We start from the raw sequence: 20,442 nt of genomic DNA on the forward strand, positions 1-20,442 counted from the left end.
CGGATTTGCCGGATAAAGGGGAAGGATGGCAAAGACGTTTTGCGCTTTTGCAAAAGGGGCGGGCATGGATTGGGACGACCTGCGCATCTTCCTGGCGGTGTCGCGAACCGAAAGCCTGTCGGGGGCGGGCCGTAGGCTGGGCATGGACGCCTCCACCATCGGGCGGCGCATCGCGCGGCTGGAGCGGGCGGTGGGTGCCGCACTGTTCGCCAAGACCCCCCAAGGCTATGTCCTGACGGCCGAGGGCGCGCGGCTGGTCGCCCCTGCCGAGGCGGCCGAGCAGGGCGCCAATGCCGCGGCCGAGGCGGTAAGGCGAGAGGCCGGGCTGACAGGCCAGTTGCGCATCGGCGCGCCCGACGGTTGCGCGAACTATCTGCTGCCGCAGGTGGCGCGCGACATGTGCGCCGCCCATCCGGGGTTGGAAATCCAGATCGTCGCCCTGCCGCGCGTGGTGAACCTGACCAAGCGCGAAGCCGACATGGCGGTGGCCGTGTCCCCGCCCGACACGGGGCGGCTGACCGTGCAGCGGCTGACCGATTACCACCTGCACCTGGCCGCGCATGGGGATTACCTACGCGATGCCGCGCCGATCCGCGACCTGCCCGACCTGCGCGATCACCGGATGATCGGATACATTCCCGACATGATCTTCGACCGGGAACTGGATTATCTGTCGGAAACCGGGGTGCAGGTGGCGGCGATCACGTCGAATTCGGTGTCCGTCCAGATGCAGGCGATCCGGGCCGGGGCGGGGCTGGGGATCGTCCACGACTTCGCCATTCCCTTCGCGCCGGGGGTGGAGCTGGTGCTGCCCGACCGCATCGCGCTGAAGCGCAGCTTCTGGCTGGTTCGCCATGCCGACGACCGCGCGTCCCGCCGCCTGACGCTGTTGGCGGAACTGCTGGCCCAAGGCCTGCGGGCCGAGGTGGCGCGGCTGGAATCCCAGGTTGTTGGGTCACGCCTTTGTCGCCCTTGACGGATCACGATTCGGGGAAAATGATGGCCTTAGCACAACCGCCGTGGAGGATGCCCCATGCTTGTCAACCAGATGCTGTCGATGAAATCCAATTCGGGCAAGCCGGGGATCGAGGCGCAGACGATCGTGACCATCCGTCCCGATGCGACCCTGGCCGAGGCGGCGAAGATGCTGTCGGAAAAGCGCATCGGTGCCGTGGTGGTGTCCGAGGACGGCAGGAAACCGCAAGGCATCCTGTCCGAACGCGACATCGTCCGGCAACTTGGCGCCCATGGCCCTGACGTGCTGTCCACCCCCATCGCCGAGGTGATGACCCGCGACGTCCAGACCTGCACCATGGGCGACGACGCCCTTGTGATCCTGGAACGCATGACGCAGGGACGCTTCCGCCACCTGCCGGTCGTCGATGGCGACGGCAACATGCTGGGGGTGGTGTCCATCGGCGACGCGGTCAGCGGCAGGCTTCAGGAGCTTGCGGCCGAGAAAGAGGCGCTGACCGGCATGATCATGGGGACCTGATCCAGCGCCAAACGCTTGCCATCGCGGCGGAAATCGGTTTTCCCTGCATGGCAGGCAAGCATAAGGGCGCCCATCCATGCGCATCGGTCTTTACCCCGGCACGTTCGATCCGATCACGCTGGGCCATGTCGACATCATTCAGCGCGCGATGGCCCTGGTGGATCGTCTTGTCATCGGCGTCGCCATCAACCGCGACAAGTCGCCTTTGTTCGGGCTCGAGGAACGGGTGGCCATGGTCCGGGCCGAATGCGAACAGATCGCCGCCCGCACCGGGGGCGAAATCGTCGTTCATCCCTTCGAGAACCTGCTGATCGACTGCGCCCGCGACGTGGGCGCCCAGGTGATCGTGCGCGGACTGCGCGCGGTCGCCGATTTCGAATACGAATTCCAGATGGTCGGCATGAACCGCGCCCTTGATGCCAGCATCGAGACCGTCTTCATGATGGCCGATGCCCGCCGCCAGGCCATCGCATCGAAGCTGGTCAAGGAAATCGCCCGCCTAGGCGGCGACGTGTCAAAATTCGTGACGCCCTCCGTGGCCGAGGCCCTGGTCAACCGGTATCGCGGATAGGGCTTGCGGCAATTCGCCGCGCTGCTAGCATCGTTTCCGAACGCGCGCCTTGTCCTGATACCGGAGGGATCCTTGACCCGATCCGACTCGCCCGCGCGCGATCACCACAGCCTGCCCGATGAAATCCCCGAACCCCGCCACATCGCCCTGTCGGATCTGTCCCAGGCCCTGACCCTGGGCTGGCGCGACTTTCGCCGCGCGCCCGTCTTCGGGCTGGTGTTTTCGGCCTTCTATGTCCTGGGCGGCTGGGCCCTGGCCTCGGTCGCCCTTGCGTCGGGGCAGGACTGGTGGCTGATCCCCTTCATCCTGGGCTTTCCGCTGATCGCCCCCTTCGCGGCGACCGGCCTTTACGAGGTCAGCCGCCGGATCGAGGCCGGCGAGCCCCTGGACACCGCCCGCATCCTGCGCGTGGTCTTCGAACAGCGCCAGCGGCAGATCCCCTCGATGGCGATGGTGATCCTGCTGCTGTTCATGTTCTGGGTCTTCGTGGCCCATACGGTCTTCGCGCTGTTCATGGGCGTGTCGGCGCTGACCAACATCACCTCATCGCCCGAGGTGCTGCTGCAGGGCAGGGGGCTGGTCATGCTGGTGCTGGGCACGATCATCGGCGGCGGCTTCGCGGTGGTGCTGTTCACCTTCACCGTCGTGGGCCTGCCCCTGCTGATGGAAAGAGAGGTCGATTTCATCACCGCCATCATCACCTCATGCCGCGCGGTGGCGGAAAACCCCGGTGTCATGGCGGTCTGGGCGGCGATGATCGCGATCTGGCTGTTCCTGGCGATCCTGCCGGGATTTCTGGGACTGCTGGTCGTGCTGCCGGTTCTGGGCCATGCAAGCTGGCATGTCTATCGCCGGGTGATGGCGGACTAGCCCCGCCCGATGAAGGGCATGTTCGTGGCCATCACGGTCATGAACTGCACATTGGCGCCATCGGGCAGGCTGGCCATGTGCAGCACGGCATCCGCCACGACCGCGACATCCATCAGCGGCTCAGCGCCCGGCGCACCGGTGCTGACCTGCATCAGCAATTCGGTCGCGGCATTGCCGATGTCGATCTGTCCGCAGGCGATGTCGAAGGGGCGCCCGTCCAGCGACAGGGACTTGGTCAGCCCCGTCACCGCGTGCTTCGAGGTCGTATAGGCGACCGACCCGGCGCGCGGCGCATGGGCCGCGATGGATCCGTTGTTGATGATCCGCCCACCCTGGGGAGCCTGCCCGCGCATCAACCGGAATGCCGCGCGGGCGCACAGGAACATGCCCGTCACATTGGTCGCGATCACGTCGCGGAAGGTGCGGGGGTCCATCTGGTCCGGCGTCGCAGGGTCCGCCCCGCGCCCGGCATTGTTGAACAGCACGTCGAGGCGGCCCCATTCCGCATGGGCGCGGTCAAAGGCGCCGTCCACGGCACCCTCATCCGTCACGTCGCAAGGCAGGATCAGCGCGGGGGCGCCGTCCGCCGTGTCGTGCAGGGCGTCTTCCCTGCGTCCCAGCAGGGCGACCCGCCAGCCTGCCGCCAGAAAGCGCCGCGCGGTGGCCCGCCCGATGCCGCTGCCCGCGCCCGTGATGATGATGGATCGCGCCTGTTCCATGTCAGACCACCTTCTGCTGTTGCTGCCCCAGGCCGTCGATGCCAAGCCGCATGACCTGGCCTTGCTTCAAATAGACCGGCGGCTTCTGCCCCATGCCGACGCCCGGCGGCGTGCCGGTGGCGATGACGTCGCCCGGATGCAGCGTCGTGAAGCGAGAAACATAGGACACGATCTCCTCGGGCCCGAACACCATCGTCGCAGTGGTGCCGTCCTGGAAACGGTGGCCGTCCACCTCAAGCCACAGGCGCAGGGCGCGCGGATCGGGAATGTCGTCCGCCGTGACCAGCCAGGGACCGATGGGACCAAAGCCGTCATGGCCCTTGCCCTTGTCCCAGGTGCCGCCGCGCCGCAACTGCCAGTCGCGTTCGCTGATGTCGTTGATCACGCAATAGCCGGCGATATGATCCGCCGCCCGTTCCGGGGCGATATGGCTGCCGCCGTCGCCGATGACGATGCCCAACTCGACCTCCCAGTCGGTCGCGGTCGAATCCGGTGGCAGGGGCAGGTCGTCGTCCGGCCCGGCGATGCAGCTTGTCCATTTGGTGAACAGGATCGGCTCGGCCGGGACATCCATACCGGATTCGGCGGCATGGTCGGCATAGTTCAGGCCCACCGCCAGGAACTTGCCCACCTGGCCCACGCAGGCGCCAAGGCGCAGATCCCGCTGGGGACTGCCCGCGACCAGCGGCAGCGTGGCCGGATCCAGGGCGCGAAGCGCAGCCAGGCACCGGCGCGTCAGGCAGTCGCCCGCGATGTCCGAAACATGCGCCGAAAGGTCGCGCACCTGGCCCTCATCGTCCAGAATTCCCGGCTTCTCTGCGCCCTTCGCGCCATATCTGACAAGTTTCATACATCCTCCCCTGCGTTGCCGGGCAAAGCCTAGCCCAAGTGGCGCCGCGCGATTTTCCCTGATTGCCCGATGCTTTATGCGTCAGCGGGCGAAAGTCGGCACGGAAAAACGGCCCGCACTGGGGCGGGCCGTCATGTCCGAACAGGATGTCTATTCCGAAACGGGGGGCGCCAGCTTCTTCGTGGGTCCGTTGGCGATCGGATCTTCCTGCCGCTGGACCGAGCCTTCGAAATGCGCGCCGGATTCGATCGCGATGGTCTTGTGGATGATGTCGCCTTCCACACGCGCAGAGGCCGACAGGCGCACCTTCAGGCCACGGACCCGGCCCACCACGCGGCCGTTCACGACGACCTCGTCGCCCACGATCTCGCCCCGGATGGTGGCGCTTTCGCCGATCACCAGCTGATGGGCGCGGATGTCGCCCTCGACCGTGCCCTCGATCTGGATGTCGCCTTCGGTGCGGATGTTTCCCACCACGGTCAGATCCGAGGACAGGACCGATGGCGCGGCCTTGCGCGCAGGCGACGAAACCGGGGATTCGCCACGCTCGGGCAAGGGGGCCTGATAGGATTCGGGGGCAGGGACGCTTGGGGCGGTGGGTGTCTGGGGTTTTTCGGTCACTCGGGTCTTACTGAACATTGCTCGCAGCCTTGATGAAGCTCATCGGGTCAACGGCCCGACCGTTCATGCGCACTTCATAGTGCAGGTGCGGCCCGGTCGAGCGTCCTGTGTTGCCAATATCACCGATCAGCTCGCCTTGCGACACCCTTTGGCCCACCCGGACACGAATCCGCGACAGGTGGCCGTAACGGGTCTCGACGCCCAGTTCGTGTTCGATCTTGATCAGGTTGCCATAGGCGCCCTGACGGCCGGCAAAGGTCACGACCCCGTCGCCGGGGGCAACGACCGGCGTCCCCGTCGGGGCGGCCATGTCGATGCCTTCATGCGCGCGGCCCCAGCGGCGCCCGAAGCCCGAGGTATAGCGGAAGGAATTCTTGACCGGCATCGCCAGCGGCAGCTTTTCCATGGCGATGCGATAGGTGTTCATCTGGTCCAGCGTGACGATGATCTGGTTCGCCTTGGATTCGCCGTTGGTCAGTGCCGCGTTGCCGCGGGTCGAACGGCCCATCGGGGTCAGCGGGCCGCCCTGGCCGGAATAACCTTCGCGGATGGTTTCCAGCACATCCTCGGGGTCCATGCCGACGGACCGGAACACATCGTCCAGCGGCTCGACCGAGATGGCCACGGCGTTTTCCAGCTGGGTCAGGATTTCATCGTTGCGCGCCAGGATCTGTTCGCGTTCCAGGGACAGTTCCTCGACCGTCTGGCGGGCGGCCTCGGCCTCTTGCAGGGCGGTGGCGCGTTCGTCGGCCGCCTGGCGCAATTCTCCGGTCATGATGTCCAGGGCGGCCGTGACCTCCTCGGGGTGGGCGGTGTCGGGCTGGACACCCGTGGCCTGGGCCATGGCGCGGGCGCTGTCGCGTTCGCTGATCGCGTTGCGCAGGGTCGATTGAACGACGTCAAGCCCGGCTTCCAGTTCGCGGCGCTGTTCTTCGGATTGCAGCAGCTGGGACTGCATCTGCGACACTTGGTCCAAGGCGGCGGCAAAGCGGTTCTGGGCGGCAAGCGCCTCGGCCGCGCGGGCGTCGCGTTCCTGGGACAGTTCGGCCAGCCTTTCCTCGAACGCGGACTGGGTGATGACGATGCTGTCGCGCGACGATCCGGCGCTGATCGCGTCGATGGCCAGGACCGAACTGGCAACCAGCGTCCAGCCGAAGGCCAGGGTGATGCCGCTGATCGCGGCCAGTTGCGTCAAGGGGCGCAGGCGAACGAACCGGCTATCGTCATCCGACCGCAGGAACAGGCGCTTTTCGGGCAGGACGCGTTCCAGCGAAGCGTTGAGGCGGTTCGTCACGTTTGGCAAGTCATGTCCCCCGACGGCCTGCCCGATCTTTTCGGGCGATCTGGTTCCAGTTGCAGCGGGTTAAGCCCATGTGTGCCTTCCTGGCAACAAGGGCGATGATTTCGGTTCCCTTCATGCGCGGAACATCGCCCCGCCGGGCGAGAATCCGCCGAACCACACAAGATATAGCTTCTAAGTCTCGGAAATTTCATAAGGTAGTGGTCCGTTCCGATCCCCTGGAATGCGCAACGGGCGGTCGATGGGCGGCACGGAACGCTGATGGCAATCGGGACGCGGGCAGATCCGGCAGGAGATCCCGATGGGTTCGAAGGCCCTCGGCTTGGTCAGATCCAGCCCGTCGGCATAGACGACGCTGCCTGCATGGGCCACTTCGCAGCCCAGGCCGATGGCAAAGCGGCGCACCGGCGCGTTGAAGGCGCCCGCGTGCTTGGACACGTCGCGCGACATCAGCAGATAGCGCACCCCGTCCGGCGTTTCCGCCAGTTGGCGCAGAAAGCGGCCCGGCTGCTCGAACGCCTGGTGGACGTTCCACAGCGGGCAGGCGCCGCCGAAGCGTGCGAATTGCAGCCGGGTGGCGGAATGGCGCTTGGTGATGGTGCCGGCCTGATCGACGCGCACGAAGAAGAAGGGCACCCCCTTGGCGCCCGGCCGTTGCAGGGTGGACAGCCGATGCGCCACCTGTTCCAGCGAGGCGCCGAACAGATGCGACAGCCGTTCCAGATCGTGCCGTTCCGCCTGCGCGGCAGACAGGAAGGCGCGATAGGGCATCAGCGCCGCCCCCGCGAAATAGTTGGCAAGGCCCACCCGCGCCACGTCCCGCGCGGTCTGGCTGCGGAAACGGGCCAGATCCAGCGTCGCCTCCAACAGGTCGGCCTGCCGTTCCAGGGCAACCAGGTGCAGCAACTGGAACAGCTGCGTCGGCTTTTCGGCGGCGGCATTGACGTGGATGTCGGAGCCCGTGCGGCGGAACACGGCATTGGCGGGCAGTTCGGCGCGCGTCACGCGGATGCCGCGCTGCGCCAGGGCCGCCACGCCCGCGTCCCACGGATCCAGACGTTGTCCCGCCGGACAGGCAAAGCGTTCCGCCGCGCGGTCCACCGCGTCGATATAGTTGTCGCAGTAATGGAAGAAGTCGCGCACCTCCTCCCATGGGGTGGACAGGGCGTTCTGCCCCGAGGCGCCGATCGCCTCGTCCAGGGCGGCCAGGCGTTCCTGGCCCTGCCTGTGGGCGCGGTAAAGATCCAGGAAGGCGCGGGCCAGCACCGGCGCGTTGGTGGCGGCAAGGCGCAGGTCGGCCAGGGGCGGAACGGCATCGAAAAGGGGATCGGCCAGGGCTTCCTGCATGTCGATCACCATGCGTTCCGCATCGCCCGCCGCCAGCGTGGACAGGTCCACCCCGAATTCCTGGGCCAGCCGCAGCAGCACGCCCACCGAGATCGGGCGGTGGTTGTTTTCCATCTGCGACAGATAGGGCAGCGACACCCCCAGCCGGTCCGCGAACCGCTTCTGGGTCAGCCCGCTGCGCGCCCGCGTTTCGCGCAAGGAAGTGCCTGCATAGATCTTCTGCGTGGCCATGACGTCCCCTCACCTTTGCAAAAGCCGCATTAGCGTTTGCAAAGCGGCCAGGGCAAGGGCCGCGATGGTGGGGAAGGCAAGGGCGCGAGTCAGGATCATGGGGGGATCATCGCGCGAACATCCTAAGATATCGTTGCCGCTTGCGAAGCCCGTCCCACCGGGCTTTCATTGCGCCATGAAACAACGCAGCGGCAGCCGCATCCTGACCGGAACCCGCATCCGCGAACGCCGCCTGGCGCTGTCGCGGCGGCAGGCGGATGTCGCGCGGGCGGCGGGGATTTCGGCCGCCTATCTGAACCTGATCGAACACAACCGCCGCCCGGTGGGCGACCATCTGGTCCTGCGCCTGGCCGCCGCGCTGGAGGTATCGGCCGCGGAACTGGCCGAAGGCCGCGAGGAGGCCCAGATCGCCGCCCTGCGCGAAGCTGCCGTGCGCCTGCCCGACGACGTAGCCCCGGAACTGGACCAGGCGCCCGAACTGCTGGCCCGCTTTCCCGGCTGGGCCGCGGCCCTGATCGCCACCGCGCGGCGGGCCGACGCGCTGGAACGCCAGCTTGTCACCCTGTCGGACCGGATGCGGCAGGACCCCTATCTGCTGACCACGCTTCACGAGGTTCTGTCCGCCGTCACCTCGGTCCGGTCCACGGCCTCGATCCTGGCCGAAGGGGGCGAGATCCCGCCCGACTGGCGGCAACGGTTCCATGCCAATCTGGATGCGGACAGCCTGCGCCTTTCGAACACGGCGCAGGCGCTTGTGGCCTATCTGGACAGCTTCGACACCCAGGACGCGATCTTCACCCCGCAGGAAGAAGTCGAGGCCTGGCTGGCCGCCGGTGCCCCCCCGGTCGAGGAGGCGGGCGACCTTGCCTCGGACGCCGCGCGCGCCCTGGCTCGTGTCCATCTGCGGCGGCTGGAGGATGAGCGCGCGGCCTTGCCCGACGCCGTCCTGGCGGTTGCGGCCGAGGATCCCGATCCGCTGCGCATGGCCGCGCGGCTGCGTCAGCCGCTGGATCTGGTCATGCGGCGTCTGGCGGTGCTGAAGCCCGCTGGCTTCGAATCCGCGGGCCTGCTGGTCTGCGACGGGTCGGGCGCGCTGATCCTGCGCCGTCCCGCGCCGGGCTTTCCCTTGCCGCGTCCGGGCGACGCCTGCCCCCTGTGGCCGCTGTTCCAGGCGCTTGCCGCCCCCCAGACCGCCATCGCCCGGCTGGTCGAGGCGCCGTCCGGCCGCCGCTTCCGCACCCTGAGCCTTGCCACCCGCCTTCAGCCCATGGGCACGGACGGGCCGGTCCTGACCCAGGCGCAGATGCTGATCCTGCCCGAGGATCCGGGATCATCCGGCCGCCCGGACCTGCTGATCGGTCCCGCCTGCCGGATCTGCCCGCGAGCGGATTGCGTGGCGCGGCGCGAACCCTCGATCCTGGCCACCGCTTGAAGACAGGCTTTGACAGCCCTGACCCTGACGTCACATTATGCACCGAAACGCCGGAGGGAGGGGGCCTTGGCGCGATGCTCGACATCCTGATGATCGAGGATGAACCCAACATCGCCGAGGCGGTGCGCTTCATCCTGACCCGCGAAGGCTGGCAGGTGGAACTGCATTCCGACGGCCTGGGCGGGATCGAGGCGATCCGGGGGGCCAAGCCCCGGCTGGTGATCCTGGACGTGATGCTGCCGCATCGGTCGGGAACGGAAATCCTGGCCGAACTGCGCGGCGATCACGACGCAAGCCTGGCCGCGACGCCGGTGCTGATGCTGACCGCGCGGGGGCAGGCTTCGCTGCACCTGCCGCAGGCGGATGCGGTTCTGGCCAAGCCCTTTGCCAATGACGACCTGCGCGCCATGGTGCGCCGGATGCTGAACTGAGCCATGCCGGACCAGCCGCTGTTTCTTGAACGCGCCTCGTTCCGCCGCAGGCGGCTGGGCGATGCGGCCCGCGTCCTGCCGGTGCTGGCGGCCTGCCTGATCCTGGTGCCCGTCTGGTGGATGCCCGCCGAGGTCAGCTTCGCCTGGGGCGCGGTCTGGCTGTTCGGGACCTGGGCGGTGCTGATCGCCGCCGTCTGGGCGCTTCACCGCGCGCTTCGCCGGGCCGATGCCGCGACCCTGCGCGCCCGCCGCGAGATCGACCAGGACCACGACCATGCCCTTTGAGGCGCTTGTCGCGGGCTGCCTGGCCTATGTGGCGCTGATGTTCGGCGTGGCCTTCGCCGCCGACCGTGCCGCCGCGCAGGGCAGGGTGCGGTGGCTTGACCATCCGGCCGTCTATACGCTGTCGCTGTCGGTCTATTGCTCGGCCTGGACCTTTTACGGGGCGGTCGGTTACGCCAGCCGGTCGGGGCTGGAATTCGCGACGATCTATCTGGGGCCGACGGTCGTCTTCACGGGCGCCTGGTGGGGGCTGCGGCGGCTGGTGCGGGTCGCGCGGATGCATCATGTCACCTCGATCGCCGACCTCATCTCGGCGCGGTTCGGCAAGTCGAACCGGCTGGCGGCCTTTGTCACGCTGATCGCGGTGATCGCCGCCACGCCATACGTCGCGCTGCAACTGCAATCGGTCAGCCTGTCCTTCGATGTCTTCGCCACCGACAGCCTGACGGATATCCCGCTGGCGGGCGGGGGCGGCACGGCGTTGTGGGTGGCGGGCGGCCTTGCGCTGTTCACCATCCTGTTCGGCACGCGCAACCTGGCCGCCGACGAACGCCACCACGGCGTCGTCACCGCCATCGCGCTGGAGGCCATTGTCAAGCTGATGGCCTTTCTGGCGCTTGGCGTCTTCGTGGTCTGGGGTCTGGCCCATGGTCCCGCCGACATGCTGGCCCGCATCGCAGAACGCGCGGGCGATCCCGGCTGGGTCCTGAAACCCGACCGCTGGACCGCGCTGCTGTTCGTGTCGGGCGCGGCGGTCGTCGTGCTGCCGCGCATGTTCCAGGTGCTGGTGGTCGAGGCCGCGGACGAGGATCGCCTGTCCGTCGCGGGCTGGGCCTTTCCGGCCTATCTGTTCGCCATGTCGCTGTTCGTGCTGCCCATTGCGGTGATGGGACAGGAATTGCTGCCCCCGGATGCGAACCCGGACCTGTATGTGCTGACGCTGCCGGCCCAGTCGGGCCAGAACTGGCTGGCCTTCCTGGTCTTCCTGGGCGGCTTCTCGGCGGCGACATCGATGGTGGTGGTCTGCACCATCGCGCTTGCCACGATGATCTCGAACCACTGGCTGATGCCGCTGTGGCTGATGCTGCGCCGCAAGTCGCAAGGGGACGACCCCGAGGATCTGCGCGGTTTCGTCCTGAACGCCCGGCGCCTGGCGATCCTGGCGGTGATGGCGGTGAGCTGGCTTTACTATCAGGCCACGGGCGGCACCACGGCGCTTGCGGCAATGGGGCTGGTGGCCTTCACCGGCATGGCGCAGGTGCTGCCCGCGATGATCGGCGGGCTGCTGTGGCGCGGCGCCAACCGGCGGGGTGCCTTTGGCGGGGTCGGTCTGGGCTTTGCCTTGTGGCTGGCCACGATCTTCCTGCCTTCGGTCGGGATCGGCAGCCCGCTGCCGGTGCCGCCCGGCGTCGATCCCCTGGCCTTCGCGATCTTCCTGTCGCTGGCGGTCAACACCCTGGCCTTCATCGGCCTGTCGATCTTCGGAATGCCCGACCCGGTCGAGCGTCTGCAAGGCCTGTCCTTTGTCAGCGCCGTCGATCCGATCCGCCACAGCCGCGTCGCGCGCGGGTCCGATCAGGTGGAACCCCTGCTGGTCATGGCCCGCCGCGTCTGGGGGTCCGAGGATGCGCTGCACTTCTTCCAGTCCGAGGCCGCGTTCCAGGGCAAGTCCGGCTATCTGCCCGACCTGACGCCGCGCTTCCTGACGCGGCTGGAACGGCGGCTGGCGGGGTCCATCGGGGCGGCCACGGCCCATGCCATGATCGACAGCGTGGCCGGGGGGTCGGAACTGACCGTATCGGACCTGATGCAGGTCGCGACCGAGGCGCAGCGCGCCAAGGAGGAAGCGCAGCGGCTGGAAAACGCCACCACCGAACTGGCCCGCACCGCCCGCCAGCTGCAGGAAGCGAACGACAAGCTGACCGCTCTGTCGGTTCAGAAGGATGCCTTCCTGGGCCAGATCAGCCACGAATTGCGCACGCCCATGACCTCGGTCAGGGCGTTTTCGGAAATCCTGCGCACCCCCGACCTGTCGGATGCGGACCGGGATCGTTTCGCGAAGATCATCTACGACGAAGCCGGCCGCCTGACCCGCCTGCTGGACGACCTGCTGGATCTGTCGGTCCTGGAAAGCGGCCAGGCGCAACTGTCGATCACGCCCGCCAACCTGCATGACCTGATCGAACGCGCGCTGTCCGCCGCATCCGCCACCCGCCCCGAACGCGTCTTCCGGGTCGAACGCGAACCGCTGGCCGAATATGTGGGCATCATCACCGACGCCGACCGGCTGTTGCAGGTCCTGATCAACGTCATCACCAATGCCCGCAAGTATTGCGACGCCGAACCCCCTGTCCTGTCGATCCGCGTCCGCCGGACCCTGCGGGGCGGGGCGCAGATCGACATCATCGACAACGGATCGGGGATCGAGACCGCGCGCCAGTCGCTGATCTTCGAGAAATTCTCTCGCCTGAACGATCCGGCGCGGGCCGGGGGCGCGGGCCTGGGTCTGGCGATCTGCAAGGAGATCATGGCCAACCTGGGCGGAGAGATCACCTATCTGCCAGGCCATGGCGGCGCGGCCTTCCGCATCCTGCTGCCCCGGCGGCCCCCGGTGCCGGTCAACGCGGGATTGCGGCGCGCTTAAACCTTTCTCAACCGCTTCTTGCCACAGTGCGGATCAGGGAATGCGATTCGGGATGGTCATGGCGCAATCTGGACAGGCAGAACTGCTGAAGACGCTGCTTCGGGTGCGCGGCCGTGGCGCGGACAATCCCGCCCGCCTGCCGCAGCCGCAGCCCTTGTCGCCCGCCCGCGCCGCCGCAAATGCCGTGGGCCGCGCGGCCGAACGGCTGTATCGGATGCCCGTCCTTCCGGTCGATATCACCGCGGGCGCGGCGACCTTGGCGGAACTGCCCGAACTGCTGCCGGACCAATCGCTGCTGATCGTGCTGCAGGGGCCGGGCGACCAGATCGGCGTGATGGCCCTGTCCTTCGAAACCGTGACCGCCCTGATCGAGGTTCAGGCCCTGGGCCGCGTCACCGCCCGGCCCGCCGAACGGCGCAGGCTGACCCGAAGCGACGCCGCGATCTGCGTCGATTTCGTGAATGCCCTCATGTCCGAACTGGGGACCGAGATGGAGCAGGTCGAGGGGTTCGGACCGATCCAGGGCTATCGCTATGCCACCTATCTGGACGATCCGCGCCCGCTGGTCCTGATGATGGAGGATCGGCCCTATCGCAGCCTCAGCTTCGATCTGCGCCTGGGTGGCGGGGAAGCCCGCAACGGCACGATCCTGATCGCGCTGCCGCACAAGGCCGATCCCCGTCCGGCGCCGGTGCATCAGTCCGCAGTCGCGCAGCCCCCTGCGCCGACCCCGTCGCAGGCCACGCTGGCCGGTGCCATGGCCGCCGCCCCGGTCGAGGTGGTGGGCGTCCTGTGCCGCCGCACCATGACCCTGGGGGAATTGCGCGCCCTGCTGGTTCCCGGCAAGCTGCTGGCGCTGCCGCGTGTCACCCTGGCCGAGGCACGGCTGGAAACCCGCGACGGCCAGTTGCTTGCCACCGGCAAGCTGGGCGAGGCCGAAGGCTGTCACGCCCTGCGCCTGCACGATCCTGCCCGGAAGGCGGCGGATCCGCAGCTTGGCCCGATTGACCCGCCCGCCACGATGCTTCCCTCGGACCTGGGCGAGGCTGACCCGTTCCGTTCCCGCCAGACAGCGGGGGCAAAGGCCGGCGCCGGCATGGCGCCGCAGGCCCTGGGGGCATGAATCGCGCTTTACACTTGAAATCCGGGCGTGTCGGTCGCATTTAACCCCCGTCCCGAATCAGGCGGGGCGATTATCACGGAGTGACCATGGCCAAGGAAGAAATGCTCGAATTCCCCGGCGTCGTGAAGGAACTCCTGCCGAATGCGACGTTCAAGGTCGAGCTGGAAAACGGCCATGAGATCATCGCGCATATGGCAGGCAAGATGCGCAAGAACCGCATTCGCGTCCTTGCCGGCGACAAGGTGCAGGTCGAGATGAACACCTATGACCTGTCCAAGGGACGGATCAATTACCGCTTCAAGTGATGCAGGCGCCGCGATGACCACGCCCCTTGCGGCCGTGGAACGCCCGCGCCTGATCCTCGGCTCGGCCAGTCCTCGCAGGCTGGACCTGCTGGCCCAGATCGGCATCCTGCCCGATCAGGTCCGCCAAGCCGATATCGACGAAACGCCGCTGAAAGGTGAGTTGCCGGACCGTTACGTCCGGCGGATCGCGCGTGAAAAGGCAATGGCGCTGGATTCCGGCATGGACGATGTGCTGCTTTGCGCGGACACGACGGTCGCGGTCGGCCGCCGGATCCTGGGCAAGCCCGCCTCGCGCGCCGAGGCAGGGGATTTCATGCGCCTGATGTCCGGTCGCCGCCACCGCGTGCTGACGGCCGTCGTCATCCGCCACGGGGACAAGCTTCGCGACCGGCTGGTCGAAACGACCGTGCGGATGCGACCCATCACCGCCGCCGAACTGGACGCCTATCTTGATGTGGGCGACTGGGAAGGCAAGGCGGGCGGCTACGCCATCCAGGGCGCTGCGGCCGCGTTCATTCCCTGGATCCAGGGATCGTTTTCATCCGTCGTCGGGCTGCCGCTGGCCGAAACCGCCGCCATGCTGGCAAGCTGCGGCATCACCAGGAAGGAAGTCCGGCCATGAAGGGACGTCAGGTCGTTCTGGGCGATTTGTTCGGCGCCGAGGCCGCCGCCCTGATGGAGGACGGCCAGCTGACCGATCTTCTGGTCGATGCCAAGGACCTGGCGCCGCTGGTGCCGGGCGACATCTGCCGCGGCGTGGTCGAACGGCTGATGAAGGGGCAGGGGGGCGTCTTCCTGCGCCTACCCGACGGACAGCGCGGCTATTTGCGCGACCGATCCGGCCTGTCCGAAGGCCAGGCACTGCTGGTCCAGGTCACGGGTGTCGCCGATGAGGGCAAGGCCATCCCCTTGACGTCGCGCATCCTGTTCCGGGGCCGTCATGTTCTGGTGACGCCGGGTGCGCCGGGGATCAACGTCTCTCGCCGCATCCGGGACGAGCAAGCGCGGGCCGAACTGACTGCCCTGGGCGCGGCGGCCAACCCCCCGGAAGGCACCGGCATCATCTTCCGCAGCCTCTGCGAGGCGGCCCATCCCGACGACATCGCCCAGGAACTGGAAGGTCTTCTGGATCTGGCGGGCAAGGTCATGGCGGAACAGGCGGGATCGCCCGAACTGCTGCTGGGCGCCGCATCTCCGCATGAACAGGCCTGGATGGAATGGGCCGATCCCGAACCCGACGCGATCGAGGAAGGCGAGGACAGCTTTGACCGCTGCGGCGTGCTGGAGGCCGTGGATGCCCTGCTGACGCCTGCCGTGGCGCTGCCCGGCGGTGCCCATGCGGTGATCGAGCCGACGCGCGCCCTGGTCGCCATTGACGTGAATACAGGCCAGGACGGCAGCCCCGCGGCCGCGCTCAAGGCCAATATCGCCCTTGCCCGCGACCTGCCGCGCCAGTTGCGCCTGCGTGGTTTGGGCGGGCAGGTTGTGGTCGATTTCGCGCCGGTCCCCAAGCGCGACCGCGCCACGCTGGACCAGGTGCTGCGTGCCGCGTTCAAGGGCGAAAGCGCCGAGACCTCCCTGATCGGCTGGACCACCATGGGGCTTTACGAGATCAACCGCAAACGCGACCGCATCCCCCTGCACCGCCTGGCCGGGGGGGCGGACTGATGGCCTGCCCGATCTGCAGCAAGCCGGGGGTGCCGGCCTATCGGCCGTTCTGTTCGAAACGCTGCGCCGACATCGACCTGGGCCGCTGGCTGCGGGGCGATTACGTGATCCCCGGCGCATCCCAGGACGACCTGTCTTCGGACATGAACGGGGAAAACGAAAAAAACAGCGGCGAGGGACTGGACAGTCGCCCCAAGCGACCGTAAACACCGCCCCACACCACGCCTGATGGCGTGAGGTTGCCCGGATAGCTCAGTTGGTAGAGCAGCGGATTGAAAATCCGCGTGTCGGCGGTTCAAATCCGTCTCCGGGCACCACTTCAACCAAGAAGATCAGTGATTGCTTCCTTGGAAAGCTTGTGCAGCGGTCGGCTGACCTGGTAACCGGCGCGGTTCCGAGCCAAGGGTTCATCCATCAACTGCTGCGAACCGGCCTCTGGCATCGCCTGTGCCGGACAGCGGCTTGCGGTGGCATGGGGCGGCGCATTCCTGTCGCATCTTCTTCAACAGGCGCTGCAGTCCCGTCCAAGGAAGGCGGATGTGCGGTGGGACCATCGACCCACCCTTCCTTTCAAGGCCAATCCTTGAAAAGGCCATGCATCGGGCGGCCATTTCAGTCGCTTGTCGAAAAGAACAATGCATCCGTATGCCCGTTTCCTCGTTGAGCATGGGAGAACCCTGCCGAACAAGGAGCCGCCCGATGGTCAACTTCCTCATCACCACCGCCGTCATGTTCCTCGACGCCATCATCATGTTCGGACTGGCTGTCGCGTCAGTGCCCTGAAGGCCGAAGCCGCGCAAAGGCCGTTGTCCGCAAACCCCGGGTGGCCCAACTTCGCCGGTTAACAGTAGGAGATTGATGCACAGGGCCTGATCTGAACCCCCGTGACGGTTTGTCTTCCGCGCGATGCGCTGCCGATCATGCTGCATGTCCGATCTGCGGGAACACCCTGACGAACAGGATCACGGCCAGGATGGCATCCCCAGCCGGCTTTTCCAACCCTGGTTCGACAAGCGCACCGATCAAGTGCCGGCGTCAGCTATGCCCGTGACGCGCGCCACCCAGGACAGTCCGCCAGCCAGCGGAAAGGGGCGACCCGAGGATGACGGGCGCCCCTTCGACGGCTTCGCAGGACAGATGGCCTTACCCCGCCAGCAGGGCCGCGTTGCCCCCGGCTGCCGTGGTGTCCACGCACAGGTGGCGTTCATGGACCACATGGGCTAGATCGGGCATTCCGGTGACAAGGGGGACGATCGCTCCGTCCCGTGCCGCCAGGGCCTGCGCATAGGCGCGGCCCTGGGCGTCATCGCCCCACCACAGCGCCGCAGCCATCGGGGGCAGGCGGGTCAATACCTTGGGGGGCAGGGGGCCATCCACGCCCACGGCATCGGCGCCAAGGGCGGCAACGGCGGCAATCTGCGCGGCGACCGTCTGCGCACCGGGGCCAAGGCACAGGACCGGCGGGCGGGTATGGGCGGTCAGGCGGTTCAGCTCTCCGGTCGGGCCGGGCATCAGGCGTTCATCGACCTTGCGTGAACGATGCGTGGAAAGCTGGTTGCGGATCCGGTCTTCGTCGGCCTGGCCCTGCCAGTCGCCCCCGGCGGCTGGGGGGGCATCGGGGGCGAAGAAGCGGGGGACATAGCACGGCCCGCCCGCCTTGGGTCCGGTGCCCGACAGCCCCTCGCCTCCGAATGGCTGGCTGCCGACGACCGCGCCGATCTGGTTGCGGTTGACATAGATGTTGCCGACATGGATCGCATCCGACACCTCTTGCACGCGAGAGTCGATGCGGGTGTGCAGCCCGAAGGTCAGGCCGAAGCCGCGCGCGTTGATCTCGGCCACCACGCGGTCCAGTTCATCGCCCCGGAAGGTCGCGACATGCAGGACGGGGCCGAAGATTTCGCGGTCCAGGTCGCCGATACCCCCCACGCGCAACATGGTCGGCGGAACGAAGGTGCCCTGCGCGGGCGCGTCCAGCCTGTGAATGACCCGGTTGCCGTTTGCGGCGACATAGCCCGCGATGTCGTCCCGCGCCCTGGTGTCGATCACCGGGCCCACATCGGTCGCCAGATCCCAGGGATCGCCCAGGACCAGTTCGTCCATGGCGCCGCGGATCATCTCGATCACATGGGGGGCGATGTCTTCCTGGACATAAAGGCAGCGCAGCGCCGAGCAGCGTTGACCGGCGGACCGGAAGGCGCCGTTCACGATGTCGCGGACGGCCTGTTCGGGCAGGGCAGTGCTGTCCACGATCATCGCGTTCAGCCCGCCGGTTTCCGCGATCAGGGGCGTGCCGGGGGCCAGGTTCGCGGCCATGCTGCGCGCGATGGTCTGGGCGGTGGCGGTCGAACCGGTGAAGACCAGGCCGCGCACGCGGGGATCGGCCGACAGCGCCGCGCCCACCACGCCGCCGCGTCCCGGCAGCAGTTGCAGGGCGGCAAGCGGCACACCCGCCTGATGCATCAGCCGCACGCCCAGGGTCGCAATGATCGGCGTGGCCTCGGCGGGCTTGGCGATCACCGCATTGCCTGCCATCAGCGCCGCCGCGATCTGGCCGGTGAAGATCGCCAGCGGGAAGTTCCAGGGGCTGATCGCGCCGATGATGCCGCGCGGCGCGCCGGGGTTCGTTTCGCCCTCGGCGGCGTAGTAGCGCAGGAAATCGACCGCCTCGCGCAGTTCGGCAACGGCGTCGGCCAGGGTCTTGCCGGCTTCCTTGGCAAGGATGGCGAAGATGGGGCCGAAGTTTTCCTCGTAAAGGTCGGCGGCGCGGCGCAGGACGGCGGAGCGGTCGGCCGCGGGTGCGTCCCATGGGCGCGCGTCCTCGATGGCGCGCGTGGTGGTATCCGCGTCGGCCATCATTACCGTGGCAAGTCTGGCGCCGGTGGCGGGGTTCGTGACGTCCTGCACGGTGCCCGAGGGTTCGCGCACCGTCAGCGGCACCACGTCGGCCAAAGCCACGTCGCGCGCGGCATTGATCCGCGCCAGGGTCTGTTCGTCCGACAGGTCGAACCCGGCCGAATTGCGACGCGACGCGCCATAGAGATCCGCAGGCGCCAGCAGCGATGCCGGGGCCTTCGCCGTGGCAAGCGCGTCGAAGGGATCGCGGGCAACCTCCTCGGGCGTCACGGCTTCATCGACTATCTGGTTCACGAAGCTGCTGTTGGCGCCGTTTTCCAGCAGGCGCCGCACCAGATAGGCCAGCAGGTCGCGGTGCGCGCCGACAGGGGCATAGATGCGGCAGCGCCCGCCGGTTTCGCGCAGCACGATGTCGTGCAGCCGTTCGCCCATGCCGTGCAGGCGCTGGAACTCGAAGCGGGTGTCGCCAGCCATTTCCAGGATCGCTGCGACGGTATGGGCGTTGTGCGTGGCGAATTGCGGATAGATGCGGTCGCCGTATCCGATCAGCTTGCGGGCATTGGCGATATAGCTGACATCCGTGCCGACCTTGCTGGTGAACAGCGGAAAGCCCGGATGGCCGTCCACCTGGGCACGCTTCATCTCGCTGTCCCAATAGGCGCCCTTGACCAGGCGCACCATGATGCGGCGGTCCAGCCGCACCGCCAGATCATGCAGCCAGTCGATCGTCTGGCCCGCGCGCTTGCCATAGGCCTGCACCACCACGCCGAAGCCATCCCAGCCCGCCAGCGAAGGGTCGGACAGCACCGCCTCGATGACCTTCAGGGACAGGACCAGCCGGTCCTGCTCCTCGGCGTCGATGTTCATGCCCATGTTCGCGGCCTTGGCGGCCTGCGCCAGACGCAGCACCACGGGCACCAGGTCGCGCATCACGCGGGCTTCCTGCGCGACCTCGTATCGCGGATGCAGCGCCGACAGCTTGATCGAGATGCCGGGGTTCTGTTCCACCGACCCCTTGTCGCAGGCTTTCGCGATGGCGGCGATGGCATCGCCATAGGCGCGGGCATAGCGGGCGGCATCGGCGCCGGTCATCGCGGCCTCGCCCAGCATGTCATAGCTGTAGGTGAAGCCCTGCTTCTCGCGCGCCCTCGCGCGGTCCAGCGCATCGGCGATGGTCTGGCCCAGCACGAACTGGCGGCCCATTTCCTTCATCGCCCGGCCCACGGCAGTGCGGATCACGGGTTCGCCCAGCCGGCGGACCATGCGGCGCAGCGTGCCGGCCTGATCGTCGTCCAGAACCTTGCCGGTCAGCATCAAGGCCCAGGTCGAGGCATTGACCAGCGACGAGGACGCCTCGCCCAGGTGCTTGCCCCAGTCGGACGGTGCGATCTTGTCCTCGATCAGCGCGTCGATGGTGGTCTTGTCGGGCACGCGCAGCATCGCCTCGGCCAGGCACATCAGGGCCACGCCCTCGCGGGTGGACAGGCCGTATTCGGCCAGGAAATGCTCCATCAGGGACGGGCGCGCCTCGGCCCGGATGCGGCGCACCAGATCGGCCGCGCGGTCGCTGATCGCGGCGCGGGTCTGGGGCGACAGGGCGGCCTGTTCGGCCAGCCGTTCCAGAAGCTGCCTTTCGTCTGCGAACTTGGCCTGGGTGGAAAAGACGCGGGGGCTGACGGAAGACATGGCCGATCTCC

19 protein-coding genes and 1 tRNA gene are annotated in these 20,442 nt (G+C 67.6%); 14 read left to right on the plus strand and 6 right to left on the minus strand.

The window, feature by feature from the left end:
• Window positions 1–64 precede the first annotated feature (64 nt).
• The 4 genes from IEX25_RS03545 to IEX25_RS03560 all read left to right on the plus strand — a co-directional run bounded on the left by IEX25_RS03545 (window position 65) and on the right by IEX25_RS03560 (window position 2,936).
• Window positions 65–976, plus strand: a complete 912-nt coding sequence (locus IEX25_RS03545) for a LysR family transcriptional regulator (RefSeq protein ID WP_103172751.1) — start codon at window positions 65–67, stop codon at window positions 974–976.
• Window positions 977–1,033: 57 nt separating this feature from the next.
• On the plus strand, window positions 1,034–1,495 hold the full coding sequence (locus tag IEX25_RS03550) for a CBS domain-containing protein (RefSeq protein ID WP_188714063.1): 462 nt from the start codon (window positions 1,034–1,036) through the stop codon (window positions 1,493–1,495).
• Between the two features lie 76 nt (window positions 1,496–1,571).
• Window positions 1,572–2,066 (plus strand): pantetheine-phosphate adenylyltransferase, encoded by a 495-nt coding sequence (gene coaD / locus IEX25_RS03555; protein WP_103172749.1) that lies wholly within the window; start codon window positions 1,572–1,574, stop codon window positions 2,064–2,066.
• Between the two features lie 72 nt (window positions 2,067–2,138).
• Window positions 2,139–2,936, plus strand: coding sequence for a DUF2189 domain-containing protein (locus tag IEX25_RS03560; RefSeq protein WP_229665022.1), 798 nt, complete (start codon window positions 2,139–2,141; stop codon window positions 2,934–2,936).
• Here the strand turns inward: IEX25_RS03560 and IEX25_RS03565 are convergent.
• The 5 genes from IEX25_RS03565 to IEX25_RS03585 all read right to left on the minus strand — a co-directional run bounded on the left by IEX25_RS03565 (window position 2,933) and on the right by IEX25_RS03585 (window position 8,004).
• Window positions 2,933–3,655 carry an SDR family oxidoreductase gene (locus tag IEX25_RS03565; RefSeq protein ID WP_188714064.1) on the minus strand — a complete coding sequence of 241 codons (723 nt, stop codon included), beginning with the start codon at window positions 3,653–3,655 and terminating at the stop codon, window positions 2,933–2,935. The two genes, IEX25_RS03560 and IEX25_RS03565, sit on opposite strands and share 4 nt — an antisense overlap.
• Before the next feature lies 1 nt (window position 3,656).
• The gene (locus tag IEX25_RS03570) at window positions 3,657–4,505 is read right to left on the minus strand and encodes a fumarylacetoacetate hydrolase family protein (RefSeq protein WP_188714065.1); all 849 of its coding nucleotides are present in this window, start codon (window positions 4,503–4,505) and stop codon (window positions 3,657–3,659) included.
• Window positions 4,506–4,655: 150 nt separating this feature from the next.
• Window positions 4,656–5,144, minus strand: coding sequence for a bactofilin family protein (locus tag IEX25_RS03575; RefSeq protein WP_103172746.1), 489 nt, complete (start codon window positions 5,142–5,144; stop codon window positions 4,656–4,658).
• Window positions 5,134–6,420, minus strand: coding sequence for a M23 family metallopeptidase (locus tag IEX25_RS03580; RefSeq protein ID WP_229665023.1), 1,287 nt, complete (start codon window positions 6,418–6,420; stop codon window positions 5,134–5,136). The genes IEX25_RS03575 and IEX25_RS03580 overlap by 11 nt, the downstream gene beginning before the upstream one ends.
• A gap of 180 nt (window positions 6,421–6,600) precedes the next feature.
• Window positions 6,601–8,004 carry a helix-turn-helix domain-containing protein gene (locus IEX25_RS03585; protein WP_188714067.1) on the minus strand — a complete coding sequence of 468 codons (1,404 nt, stop codon included), beginning with the start codon at window positions 8,002–8,004 and terminating at the stop codon, window positions 6,601–6,603.
• Window positions 8,005–8,179: 175 nt separating this feature from the next.
• Between IEX25_RS03585 and IEX25_RS03590 the strand changes: the two genes are divergently transcribed.
• From IEX25_RS03590 to IEX25_RS03635, 10 genes are all read left to right on the plus strand, one after another.
• Complete coding sequence (locus tag IEX25_RS03590) at window positions 8,180–9,436, plus strand: helix-turn-helix transcriptional regulator (RefSeq protein WP_188714068.1); 1,257 nt, start codon at window positions 8,180–8,182, stop codon at window positions 9,434–9,436.
• A 74-nt stretch (window positions 9,437–9,510) separates the two neighbouring features.
• Window positions 9,511–9,867, plus strand: coding sequence for a response regulator transcription factor (locus IEX25_RS03595; RefSeq protein ID WP_103172743.1), 357 nt, complete (start codon window positions 9,511–9,513; stop codon window positions 9,865–9,867).
• A gap of 3 nt (window positions 9,868–9,870) precedes the next feature.
• Window positions 9,871–10,152, plus strand: a complete 282-nt coding sequence (locus tag IEX25_RS03600; RefSeq protein ID WP_103172742.1) for a hypothetical protein — start codon at window positions 9,871–9,873, stop codon at window positions 10,150–10,152.
• Window positions 10,142–12,793, plus strand: a complete 2,652-nt coding sequence (locus IEX25_RS03605; RefSeq protein WP_188714069.1) for an ATP-binding protein — start codon at window positions 10,142–10,144, stop codon at window positions 12,791–12,793. Before IEX25_RS03600 ends, IEX25_RS03605 begins: the two co-directional genes overlap by 11 nt.
• Window positions 12,794–12,833: 40 nt before the next feature.
• Window positions 12,834–13,916 carry a FliM/FliN family flagellar motor C-terminal domain-containing protein gene (locus IEX25_RS03610; protein WP_229665024.1) on the plus strand — a complete coding sequence of 361 codons (1,083 nt, stop codon included), beginning with the start codon at window positions 12,834–12,836 and terminating at the stop codon, window positions 13,914–13,916.
• 86 nt (window positions 13,917–14,002) lie between these two features.
• Window positions 14,003–14,221: a translation initiation factor IF-1 gene (gene infA / locus IEX25_RS03615; RefSeq protein ID WP_085377819.1), complete on the plus strand. Its 219-nt coding sequence runs from the start codon at window positions 14,003–14,005 to the stop codon at window positions 14,219–14,221.
• Window positions 14,222–14,234: 13 nt separating this feature from the next.
• On the plus strand, window positions 14,235–14,843 hold the full coding sequence (locus IEX25_RS03620; protein WP_188714071.1) for a Maf family protein: 609 nt from the start codon (window positions 14,235–14,237) through the stop codon (window positions 14,841–14,843).
• Window positions 14,840–15,889 carry a ribonuclease E/G gene (locus IEX25_RS03625; protein ID WP_188714072.1) on the plus strand — a complete coding sequence of 350 codons (1,050 nt, stop codon included), beginning with the start codon at window positions 14,840–14,842 and terminating at the stop codon, window positions 15,887–15,889. The genes IEX25_RS03620 and IEX25_RS03625 overlap by 4 nt, the downstream gene beginning before the upstream one ends.
• A complete protein-coding gene (locus tag IEX25_RS03630) occupies window positions 15,889–16,095 on the plus strand; it encodes a DNA gyrase inhibitor YacG (protein WP_188714073.1) in 207 nt (68 codons plus the stop codon). The genes IEX25_RS03625 and IEX25_RS03630 overlap by 1 nt, the downstream gene beginning before the upstream one ends.
• Window positions 16,096–16,130: 35 nt before the next feature.
• Window positions 16,131–16,206 (plus strand) — tRNA-Phe (locus tag IEX25_RS03635).
• Between the two features lie 826 nt (window positions 16,207–17,032).
• On the opposite strand, the gene putA is transcribed toward IEX25_RS03635, so the two are convergent.
• Window positions 17,033–20,431: a bifunctional proline dehydrogenase/L-glutamate gamma-semialdehyde dehydrogenase PutA gene (gene putA, locus IEX25_RS03640; protein ID WP_188714074.1), complete on the minus strand. Its 3,399-nt coding sequence runs from the start codon at window positions 20,429–20,431 to the stop codon at window positions 17,033–17,035.
• Between the last annotated feature and the right edge of the window lie 11 nt (window positions 20,432–20,442).

The organism is Paracoccus acridae (assembly GCF_014642735.1).
Lineage (GTDB): Bacteria > Pseudomonadota > Alphaproteobacteria > Rhodobacterales > Rhodobacteraceae > Paracoccus > Paracoccus acridae.